A 26,772-nucleotide genomic window follows, 5' to 3' on the forward strand; every position below is an offset into this window, starting at 1 on the left:
TAGGAGATGAGTGTGGGAATGCGAGCGCAACAGCAATGGCAGCAATTTGAGCAGCAGCTTGCGAGTGTGTTGCCCGCCTCAAGGTGTGTGCGTGATTTAGCGCGACGATTGGCGTTTAGCACTGACGCTAGCTTTTACCACAAAGTGCCAAAGTTAGTGCTGCAGGTGGCGACGCTTGCCGAACTACAAGCCATCGTAAAATTGGCGCAAAGCTGTCAGATTGCGCTGACCTTTCGTGCCGCTGGGACCAGTTTGTCAGGCCAAGCGATTTCTGATTCGGTGTTAGTTATATTGACGCCAGACTGGCAACGCGTAGAGATTCTTGAGCAGGGCGCTGCGGTGCGCTTACAAGCCGGCGTGATTGGTGCCGAGGCGAATCGCCAGTTAGCTCCCTTAGGGCGAAAAATTGGCCCTGATCCAGCCTCGATAAATAGTTGCAAGGTTGCCGGCATCGCTGCCAACAATGCTTCTGGCATGTGTTGTGGGGTGAAGCACAACAGCTACCACACCCTGCAACATTTGAGCTTTGTCCTCGCTGATGGAACCCATGTAGATACCGCCGATGCTGACAGTGTACAGGCTTTTCGCAAAAGTCATGCGCAGCTATTAGAGCAGCTCGCAGCGCTTGCTCAGCAAGTGCGTGATGATGCTGACTTTAGTGCTGCGATCACCCAGCAGTATCGGCTGAAAAACACCATGGGTTATGGCTTAAACGCTTTTTTAGATTTTACTGACCCGCTAGATATTCTGACGCATTTATTTATTGGCTCTGAGGGCACGCTCGGTTTTATTGAAGCTATTACTTATCGCACGGTTGCGGTTCCGGCGGCACGCGCTACTGGGCTGTACTTGTTCGCAAACAGTCATGCTGCATGTGCAATGATTCCAGCGTTGCGTGAAAGCGGCGTCGATGCCGTGGAGTTTATGGATGGACGCTCGCTGCAATCGGTGGCACATTTACTCGCACCTTATACGGAACAGCAGATGCCAGCGCAAGCAGTGGCATTATTGATTGATATTGGCCGTGCTGACGAAGTCGAATTACAACAAGCAACCACGGCCATTGGCGCCCTTCTTGCGGCAGCAGAGGTCGCTGCGCAGCCGCTGTGTGCTTTTAGTCAAGACGCTGAACGCAGTGCCGCGCTTTGGAATATTCGCAAAGGGCTATTTCCCGCGGTTGGCGCAGTGCGCGCTAGCGGTACCACAGTGGTGATTGAGGATGTCGCGTTTCCGCTTGAGCAATTGGCGGACGCCGTCGATGATTTGCAGCAGTTGCTGCTTGAGCATGGCTATAGCGAAGCGATTATTTTCGGTCACGCGCTCGATGGCAACGTGCATTTTGTCTTCACGCAGAGCTTCAACACTGACGCTGAGGTTCAACGTTATGCCGATTTTATGGCAGCGGTGAATCATCTTGTTACCGAACGTTATCGCGGCACGTTAAAAGCTGAGCACGGTACCGGCCGTAATATGGCGCCCTATTTGTATGCGCAATGGGGCGGCAAGGGCCTAGCCTTGATGCAGCAATTGAAACAGTTGCTCGATCCGCAGGGAATTCTCAACCCCGGCGTGATTCTGAATGACGATCCGCTGGCGCACTTGCAAGATTTGAAGCAATTACCTGCGGTCGCCGATCCGGTTGATGCCTGTATTGAATGTGGTTTTTGTGAACCGCAGTGTCCGTCGTTAAATTACACGCTCTCACCGCGCCAGCGCATCGCTTTGCTGCGCCGGGCCCAACATCGTAGTGCTAGCGAACGCGCACAAATTGAGCGCGACTTCCAACATCTTGGCATCGACTCGTGCGCGGCAACGGGCTTGTGCGCGACCGCCTGTCCAGTAGGTATTAATACCGGTGAATGGGTGCAACAGCTGCGGGCTGAGCAGCAAACGCAACGCACCTTGGCACCTGCGGTCGCTAAATGGACGCAGGCGCATCTGGGGTCGAGCCTGGCGATTGCGCGCTTTGCACTGGGTGCTGGGCGGCAATTGCAACGTTTCGCGCCAGCATTACTGCCAAAAGATTTACCGCGCTTGCCGCCGCTGGCTGCTGCCGCAAAACCGAGCACGGAATCGCGCGCTGGCTCTGTAGTTACAGACAAAGCTATCTATTTCACCACCTGTCCGAACCGACTGTTTGGCTACGACTCGGAGCAGGGGAACGCGCAGTCACTGCCGGCTACTGTTGCCGAACTTTGTGCGAAGGCCGGTATTGAGCTGCAACTGTTGTCACACAGCGCCGAACATTGTTGCGGTCAGCCTTGGCAGAGCAAGGGCTTTCCCGCGCAAGCATCGAGTAAACGAGAACAGCTCGAGGTAGCATTATGGCAAGCCAGTGAGCAGGGGCGCTACCCAGTCATCATTGATGCCAGCCCATGCGCTTTGCAGCTCCAACATGCGCAAGTGAAAACCTATGAACTTAGTGAGTTTCTACTCAGTTATGTCGCACCAAAGTTGGACTTAACACCGTTATCGGAGCCGCTGGCTTTGCACGTGACCTGTAGCAGTCGCCACCTCGATAATGGCCGCGCGCTGCGCCAGCTCGCACAACTTTGCAGTAGCCAAGTAGTTGAGCCGCCAAGCGTTAAATGTTGTGGCTTTGCCGGTGACAAAGGCTTTACCACCCCCGAACTTAACGCCAGCGCACTAGCGCCCCTTGCACGGGAACTGCCAGCCGCCTGCCAACATGCGGTGAGCAATAGCCGCACCTGCGAAATCGGCCTTACCGAGCACAGTGGTCGCGCCTACCAACACATTGCATTTTTACTTAACCAGATCAGCACAAGGAGCGCTTAGATGCCCCATCCCGACACAACGCTCAACGCCCTCCACACGCGCCTCCAACCCCTAAAGAGGGCTGCCCTCTGTAAGCGGCAGCTGACGTTGTCCGATATCCACCCGCTTTTGCGTGATCTGGGCGCGCAGCCAATTGGTGAATCCTATGAGGGACGACCGATTGAGCGTATCTCGATGGGGCACGGACCGCTGATCATTCTTGCTTGGACGCAGATGCACGGCGACGAATCTACAGCGACGGCGGCGGTGTTGGATTGGTTACAGTTGTTGCGTGAGGCGGCGGCCGGTGAGCAGGCGCTAGCAATTGGTTTGCCGTCCAATTGGCAAGAGCTCGTGACTTTGCAAGTGATTCCGATGCTTAACCCTGATGGCGCTGAGCGTGGCACCCGTGAAAATGCGCAAGGCATTGATATCAATCGCGATGCACTGGCGCAGCAGTCGCCCGAAGGGCGGCTGTTGTGGCAGCAGGTGCAAAGTTTACGTCCGTCAGTGGCATTTAACTTGCACGATCAAAACCCGTACTACACGGTTGGCGCTTCGAGTGAACCTGCGACCATCGCATTCTTAGCGCCGGCGTATCATCCCGATAAACATGTGGATAGCGCGCGCTTGCAAGCCAAGCAATTGATTGCGCACATGCGCAAAGTGTTGGCGCACTGGCTGCCTAACGGGATCGCCCGTTACAACGACAGCTATTCAGCGCGTTCCTTTGGCGATCAAATTGCTGGCACTGGCGCAAGTACAATTCTGATTGAGAGCGGTGCACACCGAGATGACCCGGAGCGTCAGGTCGCGCGTGAACTGAACGTCATCGCGCTACACGCAGCGCTGCAGGCGTTGCTCAACGAGCAAGCGCGAGAATATACCTTAGCGGATTATTACGCGATACCAGAAAATCGCAGCGACGGTCTGTGCGATATCAAAATCTATCAGCTCACCTTTGCGCCGCAAGGGCAACAAGCGTTTCAGGCGGATGTATGCATTGTGCGTAACGGTGCCGACTATATTATCGACTTCGTGGGTGATGCCAGCAGCACTGCGGGATTTGTAGAACTCGCCGGACACGGCAAAAAGTATCCGGCGACCGTACACAAGGGTGAGTGCGCTCGTGCGCTATTAGCGTTTCTGAACCACTAATCCACGCTCACCGGTAATTGCCCAGCAGCTTGGCCGGTTAGTAATGTCGTGATCAGCGCGTTGATACTGGCGCTGCGTACGCGCCCAGCGTCAGCAATAGCGGCACTGTAGTCGTAGGTCGCAACTGCGGCTGTCGCCAATTCTCGAAAATCACCAATCACATAAGGCGCCCGCAATGCCACAAACACCGTCGGCAATTGTTGTTCACGCGCCATTGATAATGTCTCTTGCAACCAAGCATGCTGTTCCGCTTTGCTTGGACGCTCGCGCCAAGAAGCTAAGTCATCCATGCCGCCCATCTCCACCAAGCTATGATGCGGGGTGATATCGCCAACAATGATGGCACTATCAGCTGGCCATTGCTGCTCTGGTGCACCTGGTAGTCGTGCCAAACTGGTGCAGCTACTGGTCAACTCCGGCCGTTGCTGATGCAGCGCCTGCTGCGCGGCTTCACACCTTAAGGTATCGGGCATGACAAAATGCCAGTGCGAGGCTTGCAACGGCAACGCAGCATGACCAAATACTGTGGTCACTGCGGCGTTGGCGAGTTTATCTTCCAACGCCACATTGCTGGCGCGTGGCAAGGCGACTGTGGTCGCCAAGCGGGCATCTAAGTCCATAGTCTCGCTCAGCTGATAGTCGGTTTTCAGCGCTGCAATACGTGTTGCTGAGGCGCGCAATTCCGTGGCTTCTAGATTTCGAGCACCCGCGATGACCTGTGCGTGATACTGCCAAAACGCTGCAATATCAGCGGGATTGCGAATGGTGAAGGGCATCAGTGCGATATCCGCCCCAGCTCGAAAAGTTTGCAAGGTGGCGTCCACTTCGTCGAAATAGTGCGCGATTCCCGCCATATCCAAGGCATCTGTTACAATAACGCCTTGATAATTCAGTTCTTCGCGCAGCACGCCACTGAGGATTTTGCGTGACATGGTCGCCGGTAAAATGGTTTCTGTGCCATCGGTTGCGACAAAAGTGCTGTCGTCTAATTGTGGGTATTGAATGTGTGCCGTCATGATCATCGCTGGCGGCTCAGCGCTATTAATACTGTAGGCAAAAGGCAACAAATCGACCGCAGCAATGGTGGCACGGTCATGGTCAACGCGCGGCAGGCCAGTGTGACTATCCACATTGGTATCGCCATGTCCGGGGAAATGCTTCAGCGCGCTCATCACACCTTGCTGTTGCATGGCAGCGACGGTGATTTGACCGAGTTCAGCTACCATTTGTGGTGATTCGCCATAACTCCGTACGTTGATCACCGGATTGTCTGGGTTCACATTGACGTCGACAGTAGGCGCAAAATTCAGATTAAAGCCTAAGTCATGTAACACTTGCGCCATGCCACTTGCGACGTCACGAGTCAGTTGTTGGCCTTGCTCAGCATCGGCAGTATAACTTGCGCCTAAGGCCATGTTGCCTGCAAAGCGCACATCGACTTGCTCAGGCAAGCGCGCGACGCGGCCACCTTCTTGATCGATGGCGATAAACAAGGGGGGTAAGCCAGCATCCCGCATCACTCGCTGCATCGCATCAATCAAGCGCACGATTTGTGGTGCGTCGACAAGGTTGTCCGCAAATAAAATGACGCCGCCGATCTGGCCGTCACGCAATACTTCAGCTAATTCGGGAGGTAATTCAGTGACTGCTGATTTACATTCGTCGCTGGGCGTGTCGTCGGCACAAAAGTAGCGGAAATCTAGCATTAATTTTTGTCCGACCAGCCGTTTAAGCTCGTCGTCATCGACTTGCGGACTGCAACCTAGTAGTACGGCGAGACTGCAAAACACAGCAACAATTCGTTTCATGGCTATACTCAATGTTATTCGTTTGCTTAAGCTTTATCCTACGCTAGCCGCAGCCAAAAATAAATTATTCCAATTGATTAAATACAAAGTAGGAGTTGATTGGTCTTGCGGTTGTAAACCTTTTCCGCTGTAGGCACGTCGAACTAAAAGCGGCGCCACTAAAGGGCAGAGAAACATTCCGCAACAATTTGCCTAGCTATAACTAACTTGTTGCGAACTATCATAAAAATATGCAGTAATTACGGGGATATAGCAGCTGTGTACAAAAATTACCCAGAATTCCACTTGGAATAATTTATTATTTACATTATAAATGAGTATGGTACTTTCAAGATATGACGATCCTGTCATTTTTGTTAGTCAGGTGTCGTAAAACGAAAAACCTATAATGATAAGGCGTAGTGACGATACGCATCGATTCTTACAACGAGCGGAGATTGCAAAGTGAAACTCAACAAGATAGCACTTCTGCTGGGACTCACAACGAGCATGAGCGGTATGGCTTATGCGCAGGATGTAGGTCAAGACGAGAACTCACAGCAAAACAACGAGGAAGACAAAGTTGAGCGCATTGAGGTAACCGGCTCGAGCATCAAACGAACAGCGATGGAAGGCGATTTACCGCTGACTATTATTTCGCGTGAAGACATTGACGCTCAAGGTATTACCACTGCTGAACAACTGTTATTGCAACTGAACGTTGCCTCTAACTCGAATGACAACCTAGCCAGTAACACGGGTATCGTGAGTGGCGAAGAACGCGGTAATAACGGTGCGTCATCGGCAAACTTACGGCAACAGGGTGCGGGCTCAACGCTCGTTCTACTCAACGGTCGCCGCACAGCAACCCACGGCTTAAAAGGCCGCTCGGTTGACTTGAACTCGATTCCATTTTCCGCCATTGAGCGTGTTGAAGTTCTCCGTGACGGCGCCTCAGCTGTTTACGGTACTGATGCCATCGGTGGTGTTATTAACTTCATCTTGAAGAAAGATTACCAAGGCGCTGAAGTCGGTGCTTTCGCGGATCACACTGAAGCCGGTGGTGGTAACATCTACCGCTTCAACGTATTAGCCGGTACCGGTGACTTGTACTCAGACGGCTACAACGTAATGGCGTCATTGTCGTATCGCCAGGCCGAAATTCTGCGTGGTGTTGATCGTGATTTCACCAATACCTTCCAACCGGAGAGTGGTTTGTCGCCTGACACGCGTGGTACGCCGTTCGCTTCTGTGAACGACCGCCCAGGCGGTGATGATCCTACGTCGCCAAACTACAACTTGATTGGTACGGGTCTTATTAACCCAAACACCGGTCTTGAGAACGATGTGCTAAACGTGCTGGCGCTCCCTGGTATGCCAGGCTGTGACGTGTACCCGTTGATGGGTGACGACGCTGCTGAACTGTGGAACCGCGAGCGGAACTCAGGCGTCAGTTGTGCATGGGATTACCCACGCGCCGCCGCCCTCCAGCAACCGGTTGAAAGCGTCGACTTTGTTGCGCGTGCAACGAAAACCCTTGGCGACAGTGCCGAAGGTTTCGTTGAAGTCATTGGTTCAGAAGTTACCTCGAAGAAAGTCTTTGAACCGAACCAAATCACCCCATGGGCAATTGGTTCTGCAGGTTGGTACCCAAGCACTGGCGAATCGTACGATTACGTCTATGATGCGTTGGCCGATTACTACGGTGCTGATCAATTGAACTATGGTGCGCCGATTGCCTTCCGCTGGCGTTGTATGGATTGTGGTCCACGTCAAATCGAGACTACCACCGAAGCAATGAAAATCCAGTTCGGTGTTGAGGGAACCATAGGTTTCTGGGACTACAAAGTGGGTCTAGGCCACGCGACCAACGAATCTGAATCGCAACTCGGTGGTGGTTATCACTACACTGAAATGCTCGCAGCAGGCATCGGTAGTGGCGACATCAATCCATTCTTATTACCAGGTCAATCGCAATCAGCCGCCGGTATGGCAGCGTTAGAAGCAGCTTCAGCTGCAGGAGTTGTGCTCTACGGTGGTAAAACCACAATGACGCAATTCGATGCATCGATCACTGGCGATACTGGCTTCAACCTTGGTTGGGGTGGCGACAATATCTACGTTGCCGGTGGTATCGATATTCGTAAAGAAGGCTACGAATTCAATGGCGACCGTCGTGCGGCAGCCGATCGCCCAGACATCTATGGTGCACCGTTTGATAACGCGAACGTACTGGACGATGTTGACCGCACAGTGAAAGCGGTGTTCGTTGAAGCCTTGGTTCCAGTTGTTGAAAGTTTCGAAATGAACCTGGCACTACGTCGCGATGATTATGATGGTTTCGGTGGCACCACCAACCCGAAAGTGGGTTTGTTGTGGCAACCGACTGAAGAAATTCTTGTACGCGGTGCCTATAGCACTGGTTTCCGTACACCTTCATTCAACCAAATCTATAACGGCGCGACTGAAGAACCGTACACTGGTCAAGATCTTGCCGACCCACGTGACTGCCCAGGCGGCGTGGTCGACCCTGACGATCCGAACTGTCAGCCTATTCAACCAACGCGTCTGTTTGGTGGTAAGCTCGACTTAGGTCCTGAAGAGTCAACGCAAGAAAGTTTTGGTGTGGTGTATGCGCCCACTGACAACTTCTCGATGAATGTTGACTGGTGGCGTATCGTGATCGAAGGCACGATTCAGACGCCTGATTTCCGTGACCTGCTCGAAAACTACGATCTCTATCAAGACAACTTCATCCGTGACGCAAATGGTGATTTGGTCACTATCGATAGCCGTTACATCAACGCCGGTGAGCGTCGTACCAGCGGTATCGAGCTAGGCATTCAGACCAACGGTGAAATGTACGATGGTATTTGGGCCTTGAACTTCAACGGTAGCTACTTGATTGAAGACAAGAAGAAATTGGTGGATGACGCCCCATTCGGTCCAAACCTAGTCGGTACGCATTCACGCGGTAACATTCCGCTGCGTTGGAAGCACACCGTGACCTTTAACTATGCGAAAGGTGATTGGGCGCACAGCTTGACGCAGTTGTACCGTCACAGCTACGACGATGAAACGCCAGCGGGTGTGGCATCAGGTGTTGCGAATCCGCCGTACTACGATGGCGAAGTTGGCAGCTACTTGATCTACAACTACAGCGTGCGTTACATGGCGTTGGAAGACTGGGATGTTACCTTCGGTATCAAGAACCTGTTCGACCGCGATCCACCGTTTACTGCACACCAAAACGACTACTCGCCGGGTGCAGCATTCGATCCGCGCGTAGCTGACCCACGTGGTCGTGCTTACACGCTACAACTCACTTATAAGTTCTAAAGACAGAGCTTAAAGATAGTTTAGGTGTAAACAGAGTTGTTAACTCAGTGCGGTCAGCTTCGGCTGGCCGCATTTGTTTGTGAGGTACCTTGACGCTATGACCGACCCTTATCACATTGTCATTCTTGGTGGCGGTTCGGCCGGCTGGATGACGGCGGCAGCGCTGAGCAAAGTGCTTGATCGGCAGCATTACAAAATCACTCTGATTGAGTCGAAGGTGATTGGTACTGTTTCGGTTGGCGAAGCGACCATCCCTGGGATTCGCGAATTTAACCAACTACTCGAAATCAACGAAGACGAGTTTCTCAAAGCAACGCACGGCTCATTCAAGTTAGCCATTGCGTTTGAGAACTGGCAAAACATCGGTGATTTCTATCTTCATCCGTTTGGTCCGTATGGCATCACCTTAAACGGTATTCCCTTTCATCACTATTATTTGCGGCACGAGCGGGAGCAGGGTGCTAATGCCGTGCCACTGGCCGATGTGAATCTCGAGTGGACCGTAGCGCGACAGCACAAATTTACGCGCCCGATCGCCGATAAACGCAGTCCGCTGGGCCATATCAAATATGCGTATCACTTTGATGCGCAGAAATACGCGGCATTCCTAAAGGATTTTGCCTGTAAGCGCGGTGTGATGGCACTTGAAGATCGCGTGTTGGAAGTCAAACAACGCGAAAAACACGGCGCGATTCAAGCGCTCATAACAGAGCAGCACGGTGAAGTGGGAGGTGACTTTTTTGTCGACTGTAGTGGCTTTAAAGCGCTGCTGATTGGCGAAGCTATGGGCGTTCCCTATCACGATTGGCGCAAATGGATGCCCTGTGATAGTGCCGTGGCGCTACCCGGTCAGCATGACGCTGAAGACATTTTGCCCTATACCCGCTCCATCGCGCATCCCGAAGGTTGGCGCTGGAAGATTCCACTGCAACATCGCACCGGTGAAGGCTGGGTGTATTCAAGTCGCTTTACCGACCACGAAAAGGCGGAACAAGATTTTCGTGAAACCATCGGAAACTTTGACAGCAAAGCCAACCACTTACGGTGGATTAATGGTCGCCGCGATGAGCCATGGAAGCACAACTGTGCCGCCATTGGGCTGGCGGCAGGTTTTATTGAACCGCTAGAATCGACTGGGCTGCAATTGACGCAATCCGCGATTATTCGCCTCATTAGCTTGCTCCCCGGCGCTGGCGAAATGCGCCAACGCGCCAAAGCCTTTAACCATTTCTGTGCCGAAGAAATCACCAATATTCGTGATTTTGTGATGTGCCACTATAAACTCACCAATCGTGACGATTCTGAGTTCTGGCGCTATTGTCGCGACATGGAAATCCCTGACTCATTACAAGAACGCATCGATTTGTTCCGCGAGAATGCTAGTATTTTCCGCAACAGCAACAATGAGCTGTTTAATGAAATTAGTTGGTTCTCAATGTTCCATGGACAAGGCTTGCGGCCGCACAACGTGCATCCGCTGGCAGAACAAATGTCGCAACAAGAATTAGCACAACACATTCATACGGTGCAGCGCATCTTCAAGCAAGTAACAGCGCCGCTACCGAGTCACGCACAATTTATTCAGCAACACTGTAAAGCGCAATGAACCGACCTATTGTACGAAAATTAAGCATTATTTTGTTGGCGCTGACCTCGCTCAGTAGCTGTTCGTGGACCTCTGACTATGAACAACTCCCTTCAGCCAATTACGATCATCGGATTAAATCTTTGGTTCTGCATTATACCGCGATTGATTACCAAAAGAGCGTACAAGCGCTGGTCGAACCCAAAGGCTTGAGTTCGCATTATTTGGTGCCTGAAAGTGGTGATCCGAGCTATCCCTATGACGATTTGAAGGTCTTGCAGTTGGTCGATGAACGAGAGCGCGCGTGGCACGCAGGCGACAGCTATTGGCAAGGACGCACCGATCTCAATGACCATTCCATTGGCATTGAGATCGTCAACGTGCCGCAGTGTGAATGGGACAATCAAACCACTGCAAGCCGTGCAGAACATGGCGAGAATCGCTTGTGTGTATTCCCTGATTTCGACCCGCAGCAAATTGAAAAAGTCATCGCGTTGGCGCAACAAATTCTTGCTCGTCACCCTGATATTCATCCGACCGCAGTCGTTGGGCATTCAGATATTGCACCGACCCGCAAAAACGACCCGGGCCCACGTTTCCCTTGGTATCAGTTGTATCAACAAGGGGTCGGCGCTTGGTATGAGCAAGACACCCTGAGTCGTTATTGGCGGGAATTTAACCGGCAACCGGTCAATACCGGCTTACTGCAAGCGGCCTTACGCGCTTATGGTTACGGCGTAACTGAAACTGGCGTGTACGATGAAACGACCGCAAGCACGGTTGCGGCGTTCCAAATGCATTTTTTACCTTGGCAAGTGGATGGTAAGGCAGATAGTCAAACGGCGGCAGCCGTGTTCGCTTTGTTGGAGCGTTACTTCCCTGAGCGCTTAGAACCTTTGTGGCAGCGTTATCAAAGCGAAAGCAAGGCGCAGCAGCAGGTCATTAAACAGCAGCAACCACGCGGTCAGATTGACCTGCTCTTGCCAGAGCCAGAAGCACAACGTTCGATGCGCGAGTGGGTGAACGATAAAGCCGCATTTAAAAGTTATGCCAAGCGTGGACGCTTGATCCTTGAGACTGATCAACCGGTGACTGCCGAAATAGAGGTGAATGGACAACTGCTGAATATCGCTACACCGCTGCAACCCGGCAAAATTTACGATTATTCGCTGCAGCGTCGCACGCGGGATGGCATTAATCAATTGTTCGTGCGCAAGGTTGAGCCAGCTGATGCGCAGGTGCGCGTACGCGTGCCATACCCACAATTGGTTGATAACACGGCGGCCTATGCTGAGCGTTTTGCCGCGGTGGATGAACTGATAGAGCAAGACGTAGCGAATGGCTTCCCTGGCGCAGTGTTATTGGTCATCAAAGACGGCGAAATTATCAAACACAGCGCCTACGGTTACGCAAAGCGTTACGATCGACTGGGTAACAAGGTGGCGCAACCTACCCCGATGACCACTGACACTTTGTTTGACATTGCCTCGAATACGAAGGCTTTTGCGACCTCAATGGCAATGATGCAACTGGTCGACCGCGGCCTACTTGATGTCAATAAGCCGATTTATTATTACCTGCCTGAGTATCGTGGTGACGGCCGTGAAGCACGATTGGTTAAAGACTTACTTCAGCATCAATCAGGCTATGCGCCACAGGTCCATTTTTTTGACCCGGACAATAAACTCGGCAAACGCTTCTTTTCGCAAACTAAAGCGAAAACCGAACAACTCATGCTGACAGCTGTCCCATTCGATGTTGGGGTGGGGGTACAGACGACCTACAGCGACACCAACTTTATGTTGCTTGGCACCCTGATTGAGCGCATCACGGGTATGCCGCTTGATCAGTACACCGAGCAGAATATTTATACGCCACTTGGTTTGCATGACACGCTTTTTAACCCGCTGGAGAAAGGTCGAGAAGCGCACGAAATTGCGGCGACGGAATTGCTCGGCAACACGCGAGGCGGGCGTATCGATTTTCCCAATATGCGTCAGTATACCTTGCAAGGCGAGGTGCACGACGAAAAAGCCTTCTACGCCATGCAGGGCATTGCTGGGCACGCGGGATTGTTCAGCACTGCTGCGGATATGGCGGTATTGATGCAGGCGCTGTTGAATGGCGGCGGCTACGGCAACGTGCACCTGTTCGACAGCAGTATCATGGATGCCTTCACCAAGCCGCACGAAAATGCGCGGACTTTTGGCATGGGCTGGCGCCGTGCCGCCGATGGTCAATTACGTTGGCATTTTGGCCCGTACGCGAGCCATTTGGCTTTTGGACACACCGGCTGGACGGGCACCGCAACGGTAATCGATCCAGCCTTGGATCTTGGCATTGTGCTGCTTACCAACGCGCGCCACACGCCTATTGAAGCCGACGGTGACGCGTATGAATTTGTCGGTAAGCAATTTGAAAGTGGTAACTACGGCAGCATTATGACCGGTGTTTACGAGGCCGTGCTCGGCCTCGATTAACGGTAAGCGCTGCGAATTTCTTCGAGCTTGGCCGCGATACTCGCGCGGTCAAGCCACTGCCCACGAACCATCACTCCCGTTGGCTGGCGCAATACTGCTGGCCGGTCTAACGGATTCTCGCTAAGTAACATAAAATCCGCCTGATAGCCTTGTGCGACACGACCAATTTTCAAGTCATGGGTAGCAAAATAGTCGGCGGCTGCTTCGGTAGCACTGTAGTAGATGGCATCGAGGGGAATACCCGCGTCGAGCATATAGCGAATTTCATGGTGAATGGAAAAGCCAGGCACCGAAAAGAGCTGCGGCGCATCCGTGCCAAAGACAATCTTGGCGCGCGCATCATAAAGCGCTTTTAGCAGCCGCTTACGATTTTCTTGCTGCACTTGGGCATGCTCAACATTGAAATAGCTCGAACCTTGGCTTGCATAATAGTTAAGCCAGCCTTCGCGCACGCGCTCGGGCACTAAATCAAGCTCAGGGTAGGCGGCTAACTGCTCAGCATCACCGGCACCAATTAGGGTAGCCCACAGCGCTTGGGTCGGAACGACCGTCATATCGCTGGCAACTGTCATTTCTACCAGACGCTGCAGTTCATCATCGGTGATCGGACGGTTGATGGCGTCGACAAAACGTAAATAACCATCAAGGTGGTCAATGGTGCGCTGACCTTCGGCCATGGCGACATCAATGCCCACTGCCTCGGGCACATGACCTGCGAAATCGATACCCGCTTGGCGCGCCGCTGCAGCAACTGCGCGGTATTCATCTAACTGCAGACCCGGATGAATTTTCAATAAATCCCAACCCTGGGCAACGTGTTCTTGCACGCGCGCGGCAGCTTGTTCTGGTGATTCAACTGTGTTGTCGTTAAAACTTGGGCCCGCCAGAATCAAGGTCGGTCCCATGCGAGCACCGCTGGCGATATCGCGTTTCAACTCGAGTTGATTGGTGTAACCGAGCATGCCACGTACGGTGGTGACGCCGTTTGCGACATAGAGATACAGCATATCGTCGGCATAGCGTTCGGGCATACCGCCGAAATTAACCGCTGCCGGCACGTGTCCGTGCATCTCGGTAAAGCCAGCCAGGACATAACCGCCTTGCCCGTCGATCACCTGGGTGGCGGCGCCAATGCGGGTGTTATCAATCGCATCTGAAACTGCCGTAATGACACCCTCGTCAATAACGATAGTTTGCTTGGTCAGAAACCGCGGTAATTGGTCTTGCCAAGTCAATACATTGACGTTGGTGACCACAGTGTCCGCCGCCAACGCCGCTTCTTGTTCGGCGCTAGGCGCTGGCGTGCAGGCACTGAGTAGCAAGGCACACAAGCTTAAACACATACTTCGCAGGGGCATGATTGATCTCCTGTCACTAAAAATTCATCGGCTCGGCATGGAAGTGTCATTAAAAGACGTAAAGCTGTTGGCTGCAAATTAATTTTCAAAGTAGCGCTTATGTTGAACGTCAATCAGTTGATCCAAGATAAACTGCCACCGTTGTTGAATCATCCGGCCGTGGCGCCGTGGTTAAGACGGCCGGTGAGTAAGTGGCTTTCGAAATTATTACATGCCAAAGACATTCAACAGTTCACTGAACGTTATGGACATTTGCGTGGGCGCGACTTTGTCGACCAAGTTCTCGAATATTTTGATTTTCGCTACACAGTCGCCGATCGCGATCGTGAACATCTGCCGAGTGTTGGCAAAGTTGTCATTATCGCCAACCATCCGATTGGTTCTCTTGATGGCGTGGCTTTGCTCAAGATGGTCGCGGAAATTCGCCCAGACGTCAAAGTGGTTGCCAACGATGTGCTATGGAGTATCGAACCTTTGCGACCCATGTTGTTGCCGGTGACCAATCTTGATGGCCGTGCCGGACGCCAACAAATTAAAGCGATTCAAGACCATTTAGCCGCCGACCAAGCATTGATTATCTTCCCTGCTGGCGAGGTATCGCGACTCCGGCCGAAAGGCGTGCGCGATACTCGTTGGGATGCCGGTTTCTTGAAGATTGCTGACCGTGCGCAAGCGCCCATACTGCCGATTCATGTTGATGGCCGCAACTCTTGGACGTTCTACGCCTCATCGATGGTATACAAACCCCTGTCGACCTTGTTGTTGGTCGAAGAAATGTTTCGCCAGCGCGGCGGTGAGATCCAGCTGCGTATCGGTCAATGCATTCCCTTTAAACACCACCAACGCAGCGATCTAACGTTGACCAACCGCGTACACATGTTGCGTAAGCACTTGTATCGAGTCGGTCATGGTAAGCCGGGAATGTTTCCGACCGAGCATGGTATTGCTTTGCCTGAGTCTCCCGTGGCCCTGCGTAGCGCCGTTCATAGCTGTCAGTATCTGACTACCACCCCTGACGGCAAGCAGCTCTATTTCACCGACTATCGCAGCGATTGTCCGTTGATGCGTGAGCTCGGACGGGTGCGTGAACTGACGTTCCGCGCGGTCGGCGAAGGCACCGGACAGCGTCGCGATTTGGATCGCTATGATGTGCAGTTCAGTCACCTTATTTTATGGGATGACGAGCAGTTGGCCATTGCCGGAAGCTACCGGTTGGCAACTGTGGCGCAGTTGATCTCGAATTTCGATTACCAAGCGTTGTATACCGCAAGTCTGTTCAAGCTATTACCGACCATGGAGCGCTTTCTTGCACAGGGAATGGAACTTGGACGCAGTTTTATTCAACCGCAATATCGTAATCGCTATAGTTTGGATTATTTATGGCAGGGTATCGGCGCTTATATTCAGCAACACCCAGAGGTGCGTTATTTATTTGGGCCGGTGAGCTTATCAGGTGAGTTGCCTCGGGCGGCGCAAGTTGCCATTGTTTGGTTTTATCAACAGTGGTTCCCACCGCTGCAACAACTAGCGCAGCCAAATCATCCGTTTGTTTATACCCCGCATGAACAACAAGCCATGCAGGAGCTGTTCTCAAGCAATGATTACGCCTGTGATTTTCAGCAGTTGAAGCACTATTTACAACAGCACCAAGTGAAACTGCCGACGCTATTCAAACAGTACAGCGAACTCTGTGAGCCTGGTGGTGTGCACTTTGCTTGTTTTAGCGTCGACCCAGCCTTTAACAATAGTATTGATGCACTTATCATTATCGATTTACGGCAACTCAAAGAACGTCGCCGTCAGCGCTATTTATCGACAGAGACCGCGCAAAAGCACTAGCATTCAGCGGCATTCCTGTTTAACTTAGAGATTCGCCTTTGAATCTCGATGTTGCCAAGGAATTGCTTTGTAATGCGTATTGCCACTCTCGGACCCGCTGGAACCTTCTCTGAACTCGCAGCCTGTGAATTCGGCCGTCAGCTCGATACCTACACCTTGCAGTTTCACCCAGCTCTAGCGCAGGTGTTGAAGGCAATTCCGCAACAAGCTGATATCGCCGTTGTGCCGATCGAGAATATCGTCGAAGGTGTGGTCTCGCCGGTGATTGATAGCTTTGTAAAGCGGCCACTAGAGATTATCGGCGAACTGAGTATTCCGGTGCGGTTTTCGTTGGTTGCCAATCACCCCGAGCCGCAGAAAATCTATGCGCAATTCGTCGCGCAAGGGCAATGCAGCGAATGTCTCGGTCAGTATGCGGTGCCGATCATGAATACCGCGAGCAACAGTGAAGCCCTGCAATTACTGCAACAAAGCCGTGAGCCAGCAGCGGCCGTCGTGCCGGAGCACAGTTTGAAGCAGCACAGCTTCGCGCACGTGATTCATGATATTACCGATTATGCGCACAACGAGACGCGTTTTGTTGCGGTTCGCGAAACCCAAGCGGTGACAACTGAGCCCGACCCTGACACGGCGTACAAGACATCGCTGTTGATCATCGATGACACCGATCACCCGGGGCTGTTGGTGGAGCACTTGCAGGTATTTGCCGCCTATCGCGTCAATTTAACCTCGCTCGTGTCACGTCCGACCGGGCATCGTTTCGGTCACTACCATTTTTACATTGAGTGCGAAGGGCATCGAGAGGACAGCGCGATTCGAGCCGCCCTCACCTTGATTGAACTGCGTAATAAAGTGGTGGTCCTGGGCAGTTACCCGCGCGGCGGTTAAGCCAGCGCGAGCTTGATCAGCAGCCCCACTAGCGTTACCGCGGCGACGCCGGCGAGCCAAAATAGCGCAAACCAGCCCAGTCGCCGCCAAGTTTGTCTGGCCATTAGTCGTGATACCCCGCATCAGCCTTCACTTTGCCACGAAATACCCAATAGGTGTAACCGGTGTAGGCAAAGATGATCGGTAGTAAAAATACGGCGCCGACCAAGAGAAACTTCAGGCTGTTATCAGGAGCTGCCGCCTGCCAAATAGTGATGGCTCGTGGCACTAGGTAGGGGAAAATACTGACGGCAAAGCCCAAGAATGACACCAAAAATAGGCCGAGTGACCACAAATAAGGTCGACCTTGCTGACGCTGTTTTAATGAGCGCAGTAGGCCAATAGTGACAACAGCTAATACGACTGGCAGGACCCACAACCAGATAGATGCTGGGAAACTAAACCAACGCTCCGCGATAGCACTGTCACGCCATGGTAGATAAAGGCTCACGAAAGTAATACAGGCAACGAGCCCAAGCGCAAACTTAAAAGCAAGACCGTAGCTACGACGTTGCAGTTCACCTTCAGCTTTCATGACTAGCCAAGTCGCGCCAAGCAGCAGATAACCAATCACGACGGCGATACCGCAGAACACACTAAACCACGTCAGCCAATCAAACCAACCGCCAGCATAGGCACGGTCAACCACTTTAATGCCTTGCAGCATGGCCCCGAGCATGATGCCTTGGCTTAAGGCAGCAACCAGTGAGCCGACGATAAAGGAGAGATCCCACCAATGCTTATTGGTGCGGGTTTTGAAGCGATACTCGAACGCCACGCCGCGAAAGATCAAGCCAAGTAGCATGGCTATCACTGGCATATAGAGTGCCGGCATCAGTACCGAATAGGCCAGTGGGAAGACGGCGAGTAAGCCGCCGCCACCAAGCACTAACCAAGTTTCGTTACCATCCCAAACAGGTGCCACACTGTTCATCATGATGTCGCGGTCTGCTTCCTTTTTAAACCAAGGGAACAGCATGGCCACGCCTAAGTCGAAGCCATCTAACGCTACATACGCAAAGACAGCGACGGCCACTAAGATGGCCCAGATAAGTGCATAATCCATGACTATTCCTCCTCGTGCATTAAGCGTTCAGCTGCCATGCCAGCAGGTTTGGCTTTGGCGTATTCAGGAATGTGAACAGTTTCAGGGTTACCAGCCATTTTGCGTAAGATATACACAGTACCGGCACCAAAGACTAAGAAATAGACCACAATGAAGGCGAGCAAACTAGCCCCCACACCCTCAGCGGCAATCGGTGAGGCAGCATCGGCTGTCCGTAGCAAGCCTTGTACAACCCAAGGTTGCCGGCCCACTTCAGTGACAATCCAACCGGCGATCACCGCCACAAACCCAGACGGCCCCATCAACAGCGCAGAGCGGTGCAACAGCGAGGAATCATAGAGTTTACCGCGGGCTCGCTGAATTCCTGCCCAAAGGCCGATGACCACCATTAACAAACCGATGCCGACCATGATCCGAAACGACCAAAAGACAATGGGTACGGGTGGCCAGTCTTCGCGCGGAAAAGCGTCGAGTCCGGTGACCTCAGCGTTCACGTCATGCTTCAGAATGATGCTCGCAAGTCCCGGAATTTTAACGGCATAGTCGACTTCGGCAGTCTCTTCGTTGGGCCAACCAAACAAATACAGCGGAGCTTGTGTCTCGGACTTGAAGTGGCCTTCCATTGCTGCGACTTTAGCTGGCTGATATTCCTGAGTATTCAGACCGTGCAAATCGCCAACGAATACTTGCAGTGGCGCCACAATGAGTGCCATCCACATCGCCATGGAGAACATCTTGCGCGCCGCCGCATTAGTTTTATCTTTGAGCAAATGCCAAGCGCCAACTGCACCCACGACAAACGCTGTGGTCAGATAGGCAGCTAATAGCATGTGTGCAAGTCGGTAAGGGAAGCTTGGATTGAACACCACTGCAAACCAGTCTTCAACGACAAACTGACCGACGTCATTTATGGCAAAGCCGGCAGGAGTTTGCATCCAGCTGTTCACAGATAAAATCCAGAAGGCGCTGATAGCGGTACCAATAGCGACCATGAGGGTGGCAAAATAGTGAAGTTTTTCGCCGACACGGTTCATACCGAACAGCATTACGCCGAGAAAACCAGCTTCTAAGAAAAAGGCTGTCAATACTTCGTAGCCCATCAACGGACCAATCACGGGTCCTGCTTTATCAGAGAATACCGACCAATTGGTGCCGAACTGATAACTCATGACAATGCCCGACACCACGCCCATCCCGAAGGCAACGGCGAAAATCTTCACCCAAAAGCGGAAGAGCTTTTGGTACACCGGTTTACGAGTTTTGAGATAAAGCCCCTCGAGGACGGCAAGGTAGCTTGCAATACCTATAGTGAAGGCTGGAAAAATAATGTGAAACGCCACGGTAAAGGCAAACTGGAAGCGTGCCAGAAAAAGTGCGTCCGCATCGGAAAAGAAACTTTCGACCATGCTGAACTCCCACTTATTTAAGTTGCTACTTAATTATAGGGAGGTTCTCAGGAATTTATAGGTAATAACCTTAGCTTTTGCAGTATCATTTTTCGGGCGCTGCCCTACATCAAGTATGGCAAGTCGGCGGCCGCACAGGTAGAATTTGCAGATACTACTCGCGCTAGACTCGGAAGGTACCATGGAACGTTTCGTCGAAAACCTTATGTACAGCCTACGCTGGCTATTGGCCCCAATCTACCTCGGTTTGAGCATCGCGGTGATGTTACTGGGCGTAAAATTCTTTCAAGAGCTTTACCATGTTATCCCGGTTATTTTTACTACCCCCGAAGTTGACCTCATTCTGCTGACGCTCACGCTTATCGATATCGCGCTGGTGGGCGGTCTATTGGTGATGGTCATGCTCAGTGGTTATGAAAACTTCGTCTCCACACTTGATATTGGCGGTTCAGAGAAGCTGGCGTGGTTGGGCAAGATTGACTCAGGTGGCTTGAAGAATAAAGTCGCCGCTTCAATTGTGGCGATATCCTCAATCCACTTGCTGAAAGTCTTTATGAACGCCGACAACGTGCCGGTTGAAAAAATTAAATGGTATGTGTTGATTCACTTAACCTTTGTCGGCTCAGCTTTTGCTATGGGTTACCTCGATAAGCTGACACGCAAGGCCGACGACTAATCGTTAAAAGGCGCAGTTTGGTCTAGTTTCGTTGCTTTTGCCCTCAGCCTTTAGGTAGTCTCAAGCTATCTATTCGAACAACAAAGGCTAGGGTACATCGCATGAAACCTTCAGTATTAACGCTCAGTTTAGCTTCCAGTGTGTTGCTGGCCTCTATCATGGGGTCAGCAAACGCCGAATCAACCTCTTACCTGCAACCGGTTAAACCAACCTTAAGCGGTGCGGACGTATTCAACCTAGAATACGCAAATGACGTGCAGATATCGCCAGATGGCCGCTATATTGCGTACGTTCGCAACAGTTTCGACATCATGACTGATGGCACGCGCCGTGGCATTTGGCTGGTGGATAGTGAAACTGGCCAGCACACTCCATTGTTTGCCGACCAACACAGCTATGGGAATCCTACTTGGTCGCCAGACGGCAAGCGCCTCGCCTTTACCTCGAATCGCTCGGGCCGCAATCAGATTCATGTCTATTGGGTGGCTGAGCAGCGCGTTGCAGCTGTCACCGAGGTGCAAAGTGGTCCCAGCCAAATGGCATGGTCGCCCGACGGTAAGCACTTGGCATTTATGATGTCGGTTGAAGAGCCGAAAAGTGACTTCGCGAAAAGTGTCAAAATGCCGAGCAAACCGGCAAAAGCTAAATGGGGCGCGGCACCCATCGTGGTCGAGCGGACTTTGTATCAGCGTGATGGCGCGGGCGTCATTAAATCGAGCTATAACCAAGTGTTTGTGGTGCCAAGTGACGGCGGTACCGCACGGCAATTGACAGCTGGTCCTTTTCGTCATGGTGGACCATTAGTATGGGCGCCAGATGCGAGCGAAATTGTGTTCTCGGCAAATCGTAATGAGAACTGGGAATACCAGTCACGTGAAGGTGATTTGTGGGCGGTGAAGTTACAAGATAACAGCCTGCGCCAGCTTACGGATTTACCGGGCAGCGAATCATCCGCCACCTTGTCACCGAATGGCAAGTATTTGGCGTTTTTACACAGTGGCAATGCGCCCGTACCGTATCAAAACGCGACTTTGCATCGCATGGCGTGGGAGTCTGGCGAAATTACCGCGATTCGTACGGACTTTGATCGCTCGTTCGATAACCCACAATGGATCGATAATCGCCGTCTTGCGGTGCAATATGCTGACCGTGGTCGTATTACCGTGGCCGAGATCAACTTGAGTGGCAAACTGACCACACGCGTTACTGACGTCGGTGGTATTTATGCAAGCCGACCTTATACCATGGGCATGTATTCAGTGGCGCCTGAAACCGGGGCGATTGCTTATACTTATGGCACGGAATACGATCTCGCCAACGTTGCCGTGAATGATGCTGGCAAACGCCGAGTCTTGACCGATTTAAACGGTGATGTACTAGCACAGCGCGACCTTGGCGAAGTACGTGAGATTACCTATAAATCGTCGTTCGATGATACCGAGATTCACGGTTGGTACATTTTGCCGCCAGACTATGAAGAAGGTAAGCGCTACCCAACCATGGTCGAAATTCATGGCGGTCCGCACTTATCGTATGGGCCTTATTTCGCCGCAGAACATCAACGTTATGCTGCAGAAGGCTTTGTGGTGCTGTACGTGAACTACCGCGGTAGTACTTCGTACGGTGAAGACTTTGCGATGTTGCTCGACGGTCATTACGCCTCTGAACGTGACTTTGCTGACCACATGTCGGGTCTTGACGCACTGATTGAACAAGGCATTGCCGACCCTGACAACCTGTTTATCGCTGGTGGCTCTGCAGGCGGTATTGCGACTGCCTACGCCGTTGGCCTTACCGATCGCTTTAACGCTGCAGCGGCGACCAATCCGGTCATCAACTGGGTCAGCAAAACCTTGACCGCAGACAGTTCGATTGGCCAGATCCAGAATCAATTCCCAGCCATGCCATGGGAAGATCTTGAGCATTATTGGCAGCGTTCACCGTTGTCACTGGTAGGCAACGTCACTACCCCGACCTTGTTGTTCACTGGCGAAAAAGATCGTCGCACACCAATGGCGGAGACCGAGCAGTTCTATCAAGCGCTGCAGTTGCGTCAGGTACCTACGGTCATGGTACGCGTGCCCGATGCTTACCATGGCGTGACCGCTAAACCGTCACGCATTGAAGCAAAAGTGGCGCACACGGTTGCTTGGTTTAAACGCTATCTGAAAAACCAAGACGCTGAGTAAGCATGTATTGGAGCCTATTTGTGGTGGCCTTTTTGGCCGCCACTTTGCTACCCGCACAATCAGAGATTCTGGTGGTGACGGCACAGCAAATGGGCTACAACGTTTGGTTGATTTGGCTCACGGCGTCGCTCGGTAATACTCTTGGCAGTGTGGTGAATTATGGTCTTGGACGATTTTTACTGCACTACCAAGATCACCGTTGGTTTCCGTTTAAGGAAAAATCGTTAACGCGCGGGCACTGGTGGTTTGAACGTTATGGTAAATGGTCTTTGTTATTGGCTTGGGCGCCATTTATTGGCGACACTTTGACGTTTATCGCCGGTATGTTGCGGCTCAGCTTTTGGCAATTCTTGCTGATCGTTTGGATCAGCAAAGCAGGGCGTTACGCCCTGCTACTGGGCGCACTTAGCGTGGCGTTATAGCTTCGAGGCCTTCGATAGATTCAATCCCCAAGCCTGGGGCATTGCTAATCGTAATTTCAGCTTCTTTGAACTTCACGCTACCTTTGACTGGGTCAAAAGCACACAATGATGGACCATCAAGGTCTATCTTGGTGATAACATTAGCCTTAGCAACGGCCAAATGAGCTGCTGCTGATACTGAAATACTGGACTCCAGCATACAGCCAATCATGCATTGCATGTCATACACCGAACAAATGTCGGCAATTTTGATGGCATTCGAAATACCACCGGTTTTCATTAATTTGATATTGATGATGTCCGCTGCGCGCATTTTGATCAGCTCGATAACTTCGCGAGGGCCAAAGCTACTTTCATCGGCCATCACCGGAGTATTAACGCGTTCCGTAATGAACTTCATTCCGTCGATATCGCGCGCTTTTACCGGCTGCTCGACCAACTCGAGACGGACGCCGGCATCTTCTAGCTTGTGCAAGGCATAAACGGCTTCTTTGGGGGTCCAGCCTTGGTTCGCATCAAGACGTAACAGCGCTTTGCCTTCAACTGCTGCGTAGATTGCTTTGACCCGCTCAATGTCGACGCCAATGTCTTTGCCAACTTTAATTTTGAGGGTTTCAAAGCCGCGATCGATAGCTTCCAGTGAGTCGGCGACCATTTTGTCGATGTAATCAACGCTAATAGTGATATCAGTCGAAATTGTAGGTACACCGCCGCCGAGCATTTTGTAGAGAGGCGCATCATAGAACTGTCCCCACAAATCATACACAGCCATTTCTACCGCGGCTTTGGCGCTGTAGTTGCGAATAATGCCATTTTGAATCAAGTTCACAATATGATTGAGCTCGGAAATTTCTTGGCCAATCAGCTTGGGTTTAATGATCCGATCAATGGCTTCGATGATAGAGCCGTGCGTATCGCCGGTAATAACTGCAGTTGCTGGTGCCTCACCGTAGCCAATGTGACCGGTGTCGGTATGCACCATCACCACGATATCTTCAATCGATTCAACCGTGCGCAGGGCCGTTTTAAAAGGAGTTTTTAACGGCACGCGCAACATGGCAAGTTTAATGTCTGTAATCTTCATAAATAATCCTGTTTAGCGTACCGATTTGATCGCATAAATACGGTCTAAGTAGGTGTTATCACCGAAACCGAGCTTGGTTAATGGCGTCACTGAGACCCCATTGAGCGTACCTTCGTCATAGCGCTCGCCGTTGTCATCGGTGTAACTCATACCGTGCACGTCATGAATTACGTAAGGCTCACCATTGATTTCACCAATGTACATGACCACGTGGCCTGGCAAATAAATTAAGTCACCAATTTTAGCCTTGGCGAGGCGCTCAAGTTTGGCTTCATTGCTACTGTTTTCATCATAGACGATGGTATCGCCATATGCACCGTAGCCCTGTTCACTTGAGTTGCGCGGCATCTCGATGCCCATGGTGCGGTAAACTTCAGAGACAAAGCCAGTGCAATCACGGGCATTGTAATCGTGACCCCAGCCGTAGCGTTCGCCGAGAAACTTGAAGGCTTGGCTGACAATGTTCGCCTCGGTGTAAGGCAAGTAACCAACGGTAACATCGTTATGCCGCGCAATCAGCGCTGGCGAAAAGTCGAGTTCGCCTTGCGCATCACGAATGGGTAGCTGCACGGTGTAACTAGCGTAGGGATTTTGCCCATGCACAATATGGCCTGTTTCGGCGGCGCTTAACAGAGGTAATCGCGTACTCATGTCGAGTTGCACTTCAGAGACCGGTGGATGATTCGGCGTATAGTTGGTCTCAACTTTGGCTTCGGTAACAACGGCAAAAGGTTCTCGGTTAGCAAAGCTCAATACTTCTTCGCGCTCACCAATAGCAACATTTTCGGCTGGAATCCATGCCAGATAATGATAAGACTGGGCTAAATACCACTGGCCATCTGCACTGGTGTGCAGAATAGCCAATGGCCAACCAGGAAACACGCCAGTCTCTTGAAAGCGATCGATATCGGTATCGAGGCCTTCACTGTAAAGTTTGTCAAAGGTTGGGAAGGTGCGCATGGCTGAACGCTTCACCACCAAACCAAAACGTACGGGGTTGTCAGCGGCAATGCCGTCGATGTTGACTGCGTCACGATAAGCTTGCAATTGTGCGGCAGTCGCTTGTTCACCGTTGGCATAGAAACGATCATACTTCGGGATGCTACTTAAACCGTCTATTTTTTGTCGTAATTGCTCGCGGTTGTAAGACGCCGGTAACTGATCGATGTACACCATTTCTTCTTGCACTTCATAAGAGCGCGCATTAAAAGCGGCTATTTCTGCTGGTGACATGATCAGTTGATTGGGTTGCGCTAAACGTTGCAACCAAAAATCGGGGTCCAAATAGTCTTGCTGCATGCCGATCACATCGTGCTGATAGTTCGGCAAGTGTTGAAAACCTAAACCTGTAATCGCAGTTTCCTGCGCAGTGGTTGAGGGCGCTGACTGACAGGCCGCCAGCGTTAACACGCTCATTGCTAGAGCAATTTTTGTCGCAACTCTATTCACAACTTCTCCCATTCGGGCTTGTGTCGATACCCTAAAGAGCGGTATCGCTGATGAAAACATGTTCCCATCTTAAATTGGAATAATATTCCTAACAAGGAATTTTTTATTCATAAATTATTTATCGACTACTTATAGTGGCGCGGAACCCTCGGGCTAATGCGGCTTAGCAACTCATAACTGATACTGCCGACGCAATCCGCCACTTCGCACACGTGGAGATTGGGTCCCCACAGTTCAACCTCGTCCCCCACCTCGACCTGCTCAACATCGGTCACATCGATGGTGATCATATCCATTGACACCATTCCCGCGAGGCTTGCGCGCTGTCCATTCAACCAGACCGGGGTACCGTCAGGCGCATGGCGCGGATACCCGTCAGCATAACCAATCGCAACGGTAGCAATGCGGCTATGGCGCTCGGCGACCCAACGGCTGCCGTAACCGACGGCCTCACCTGCGGCAATATCACGTACTGCCATGATCGGAGCAACCAAGCGCATCGCCGCTTGCAATGGTTCACTGGTGCGCTCTTGTGTAGGGTTAACGCCGTACAACATGATGCCGGTCCGTTGCCAATGATGCGGCTCGATGCCCAAATCTAGTTTGCTACTGAGCAAGGCAGCGGTGTTGGCCGAGCTCAATGACTTGGTCGGCGAGGTACGAGCGCATAGCTCAATAAAACGGTCACGCTGCGCTTCGTTGAGGGGATGCTCGCTGAGGTCAGCGTTGGCAAAGTGGGTCATCAAGGTGATACTAGCAACTTGTGGGCTGGCCTCAAGCTCGGCGAGCACTGTTTCCACTTGGTCGACGTTGAAACCTAAGCGATGCATGCCAGAGTCAACTTTCACCCAAACTGGTAGCGGTTTAACCAACCGCGCGTTCAGTATCGCGTCCAACTGCGCTTGGCAGTGCACGACCGGTTGAAAACCGTAGTGAGCACAAACCGGTAATTCGGCCTCAGAAAAGCAGCCCTCGAGCAATACGATGGGTTGCAAAAAGCCGGCGTCACGTAATTTCAGTGCTTCGTCAATGAAAGCGACACCATAGGCGTCGACGCTACCATTGATGGCACGTGCCACTTCATTGGCTCCGTGGCCATAACCATCGGCCTTGATCACACCCAGCAACAGGCAATCGGTTGCGTGTTGACGGGCGACCTTAGCATTGTGACGCAGTGCTGCCGTCGATATTTCCGCACGAGTGGGACGAAAATGCAGACCATTACTCATAAA

17 protein-coding genes are annotated in these 26,772 nt (G+C 51.9%); 10 read left to right on the top strand and 7 right to left on the bottom strand.

Annotated elements, in window-relative coordinates:
* The first annotated feature begins 18 nt into the window (after positions 1 to 18).
* On the top strand, positions 19 to 2,796 hold the full coding sequence (locus tag IDAT_RS11395; RefSeq protein WP_034733774.1) for an FAD-binding and (Fe-S)-binding domain-containing protein: 2,778 nt from the start codon (positions 19 to 21) through the stop codon (positions 2,794 to 2,796).
* The gene (locus tag IDAT_RS11400; RefSeq protein WP_081909836.1) at positions 2,797 to 3,933 is read left to right on the top strand and encodes a M14 family zinc carboxypeptidase; all 1,137 of its coding nucleotides are present in this window, start codon (positions 2,797 to 2,799) and stop codon (positions 3,931 to 3,933) included.
* Here IDAT_RS11400 and IDAT_RS11405 read toward each other — a convergent pair.
* Positions 3,930 to 5,741 carry a glycoside hydrolase family 3 N-terminal domain-containing protein gene (locus IDAT_RS11405; RefSeq protein ID WP_051986773.1) on the bottom strand — a complete coding sequence of 604 codons (1,812 nt, stop codon included), beginning with the start codon at positions 5,739 to 5,741 and terminating at the stop codon, positions 3,930 to 3,932. The two genes, IDAT_RS11400 and IDAT_RS11405, sit on opposite strands and share 4 nt — an antisense overlap.
* 444 nt (positions 5,742 to 6,185) lie before the next feature.
* Between IDAT_RS11405 and IDAT_RS11410 the strand changes: the two genes are divergently transcribed.
* The 3 genes from IDAT_RS11410 to pbp4b all read left to right on the top strand — a co-directional run bounded on the left by IDAT_RS11410 (position 6,186) and on the right by pbp4b (position 13,124).
* Entirely contained in the window at positions 6,186 to 9,059 is a 2,874-nt protein-coding gene (locus IDAT_RS11410) for a TonB-dependent receptor domain-containing protein (RefSeq protein WP_034733776.1), read from the top strand.
* Between the two features lie 97 nt (positions 9,060 to 9,156).
* Positions 9,157 to 10,665: a tryptophan halogenase family protein gene (locus IDAT_RS11415; protein ID WP_034733777.1), complete on the top strand. Its 1,509-nt coding sequence runs from the start codon at positions 9,157 to 9,159 to the stop codon at positions 10,663 to 10,665.
* Positions 10,662 to 13,124, top strand: a complete 2,463-nt coding sequence (pbp4b, locus tag IDAT_RS11420; RefSeq protein WP_034733779.1) for a penicillin binding protein PBP4B — start codon at positions 10,662 to 10,664, stop codon at positions 13,122 to 13,124. The genes IDAT_RS11415 and pbp4b overlap by 4 nt, the downstream gene beginning before the upstream one ends.
* Here the strand turns inward: pbp4b and IDAT_RS11425 are convergent.
* Positions 13,121 to 14,482, bottom strand: a complete 1,362-nt coding sequence (locus IDAT_RS11425; RefSeq protein WP_034733781.1) for an amidohydrolase family protein — start codon at positions 14,480 to 14,482, stop codon at positions 13,121 to 13,123. The two genes, pbp4b and IDAT_RS11425, sit on opposite strands and share 4 nt — an antisense overlap.
* Before the next feature lie 99 nt (positions 14,483 to 14,581).
* Between IDAT_RS11425 and olsF the strand changes: the two genes are divergently transcribed.
* Positions 14,582 to 16,321 (top strand): bifunctional ornithine lipid synthase OlsF, encoded by a 1,740-nt coding sequence (gene olsF / locus IDAT_RS11430; protein ID WP_034733783.1) that lies wholly within the window; start codon positions 14,582 to 14,584, stop codon positions 16,319 to 16,321.
* Positions 16,322 to 16,393: 72 nt separating this feature from the next.
* Positions 16,394 to 17,209, top strand: coding sequence for a prephenate dehydratase (locus IDAT_RS11435; protein WP_034733785.1), 816 nt, complete (start codon positions 16,394 to 16,396; stop codon positions 17,207 to 17,209).
* Positions 17,210 to 17,312: 103 nt separating this feature from the next.
* Here IDAT_RS11435 and cydB read toward each other — a convergent pair whose 3' ends face one another.
* Both cydB and IDAT_RS11450 read right to left on the bottom strand, forming a co-directional pair.
* The gene (gene cydB, locus IDAT_RS11445; protein ID WP_034733790.1) at positions 17,313 to 18,314 is read right to left on the bottom strand and encodes a cytochrome d ubiquinol oxidase subunit II; all 1,002 of its coding nucleotides are present in this window, start codon (positions 18,312 to 18,314) and stop codon (positions 17,313 to 17,315) included.
* Positions 18,315 to 18,316: 2 nt separating this feature from the next.
* Positions 18,317 to 19,720 carry a cytochrome ubiquinol oxidase subunit I gene (locus IDAT_RS11450; protein ID WP_034733792.1) on the bottom strand — a complete coding sequence of 468 codons (1,404 nt, stop codon included), beginning with the start codon at positions 19,718 to 19,720 and terminating at the stop codon, positions 18,317 to 18,319.
* Positions 19,721 to 19,901: 181 nt separating this feature from the next.
* Here IDAT_RS11450 and IDAT_RS11455 point away from each other — a divergent pair, with 181 nt between their 5' ends.
* The 3 genes from IDAT_RS11455 (at position 19,902) to IDAT_RS11465 (ending at position 23,007) form a co-directional block, all read left to right on the top strand.
* A complete protein-coding gene (locus IDAT_RS11455; RefSeq protein ID WP_034733794.1) occupies positions 19,902 to 20,396 on the top strand; it encodes a TIGR00645 family protein in 495 nt (164 codons plus the stop codon).
* Positions 20,397 to 20,497: 101 nt separating this feature from the next.
* Positions 20,498 to 22,585 carry a S9 family peptidase gene (locus tag IDAT_RS11460; protein ID WP_051986775.1) on the top strand — a complete coding sequence of 696 codons (2,088 nt, stop codon included), beginning with the start codon at positions 20,498 to 20,500 and terminating at the stop codon, positions 22,583 to 22,585.
* Positions 22,586 to 22,587: 2 nt separating this feature from the next.
* Entirely contained in the window at positions 22,588 to 23,007 is a 420-nt protein-coding gene (locus tag IDAT_RS11465; protein ID WP_034733797.1) for a YqaA family protein, read from the top strand.
* On the opposite strand, the gene IDAT_RS11470 is transcribed toward IDAT_RS11465, so the two are convergent.
* The 3 genes from IDAT_RS11470 to alr form a co-directional block, all read right to left on the bottom strand.
* Entirely contained in the window at positions 22,991 to 24,091 is a 1,101-nt protein-coding gene (locus tag IDAT_RS11470; protein WP_034733799.1) for a dipeptide epimerase, read from the bottom strand. The two genes, IDAT_RS11465 and IDAT_RS11470, sit on opposite strands and share 17 nt — an antisense overlap.
* Before the next feature lie 12 nt (positions 24,092 to 24,103).
* The gene (locus IDAT_RS11475) at positions 24,104 to 25,540 is read right to left on the bottom strand and encodes a C40 family peptidase (RefSeq protein WP_211250605.1); all 1,437 of its coding nucleotides are present in this window, start codon (positions 25,538 to 25,540) and stop codon (positions 24,104 to 24,106) included.
* Between the two features lie 125 nt (positions 25,541 to 25,665).
* The gene (alr, locus tag IDAT_RS11480; RefSeq protein ID WP_034733801.1) at positions 25,666 to 26,769 is read right to left on the bottom strand and encodes an alanine racemase; all 1,104 of its coding nucleotides are present in this window, start codon (positions 26,767 to 26,769) and stop codon (positions 25,666 to 25,668) included.
* Positions 26,770 to 26,772 lie beyond the last annotated feature (3 nt).

The organism is Pseudidiomarina atlantica, assembly GCF_000753735.1.
In the GTDB taxonomy this organism is placed as follows: domain Bacteria; phylum Pseudomonadota; class Gammaproteobacteria; order Enterobacterales; family Alteromonadaceae; genus Pseudidiomarina; species Pseudidiomarina atlantica.

Coding starts and splice junctions, on each gene's coding strand:
- IDAT_RS11460 (WP_051986775.1), top strand. CDS start 20,498: ATGAAACCTTCAGTATTAACGCTCAGTTTAGCTTCCAGTGTGTTGCTG.
- IDAT_RS11425 (WP_034733781.1), bottom strand. CDS start 14,482: ATGCCCCTGCGAAGTATGTGTTTAAGCTTGTGTGCCTTGCTACTCAGT.
- alr (WP_034733801.1), bottom strand. CDS start 26,769: ATGAGTAATGGTCTGCATTTTCGTCCCACTCGTGCGGAAATATCGACG.
- IDAT_RS11465 (WP_034733797.1), top strand. CDS start 22,588: ATGTATTGGAGCCTATTTGTGGTGGCCTTTTTGGCCGCCACTTTGCTA.
- IDAT_RS11450 (WP_034733792.1), bottom strand. CDS start 19,720: ATGGTCGAAAGTTTCTTTTCCGATGCGGACGCACTTTTTCTGGCACGC.
- pbp4b (WP_034733779.1), top strand. CDS start 10,662: ATGAACCGACCTATTGTACGAAAATTAAGCATTATTTTGTTGGCGCTG.
- IDAT_RS11405 (WP_051986773.1), bottom strand. CDS start 5,741: ATGAAACGAATTGTTGCTGTGTTTTGCAGTCTCGCCGTACTACTAGGT.
- IDAT_RS11400 (WP_081909836.1), top strand. CDS start 2,797: ATGCCCCATCCCGACACAACGCTCAACGCCCTCCACACGCGCCTCCAA.
- IDAT_RS11455 (WP_034733794.1), top strand. CDS start 19,902: ATGGAACGTTTCGTCGAAAACCTTATGTACAGCCTACGCTGGCTATTG.
- olsF (WP_034733783.1), top strand. CDS start 14,582: ATGTTGAACGTCAATCAGTTGATCCAAGATAAACTGCCACCGTTGTTG.
- IDAT_RS11470 (WP_034733799.1), bottom strand. CDS start 24,091: ATGAAGATTACAGACATTAAACTTGCCATGTTGCGCGTGCCGTTAAAA.
- IDAT_RS11395 (WP_034733774.1), top strand. CDS start 19: ATGCGAGCGCAACAGCAATGGCAGCAATTTGAGCAGCAGCTTGCGAGT.
- IDAT_RS11435 (WP_034733785.1), top strand. CDS start 16,394: ATGCGTATTGCCACTCTCGGACCCGCTGGAACCTTCTCTGAACTCGCA.
- cydB (WP_034733790.1), bottom strand. CDS start 18,314: ATGGATTATGCACTTATCTGGGCCATCTTAGTGGCCGTCGCTGTCTTT.
- IDAT_RS11415 (WP_034733777.1), top strand. CDS start 9,157: ATGACCGACCCTTATCACATTGTCATTCTTGGTGGCGGTTCGGCCGGC.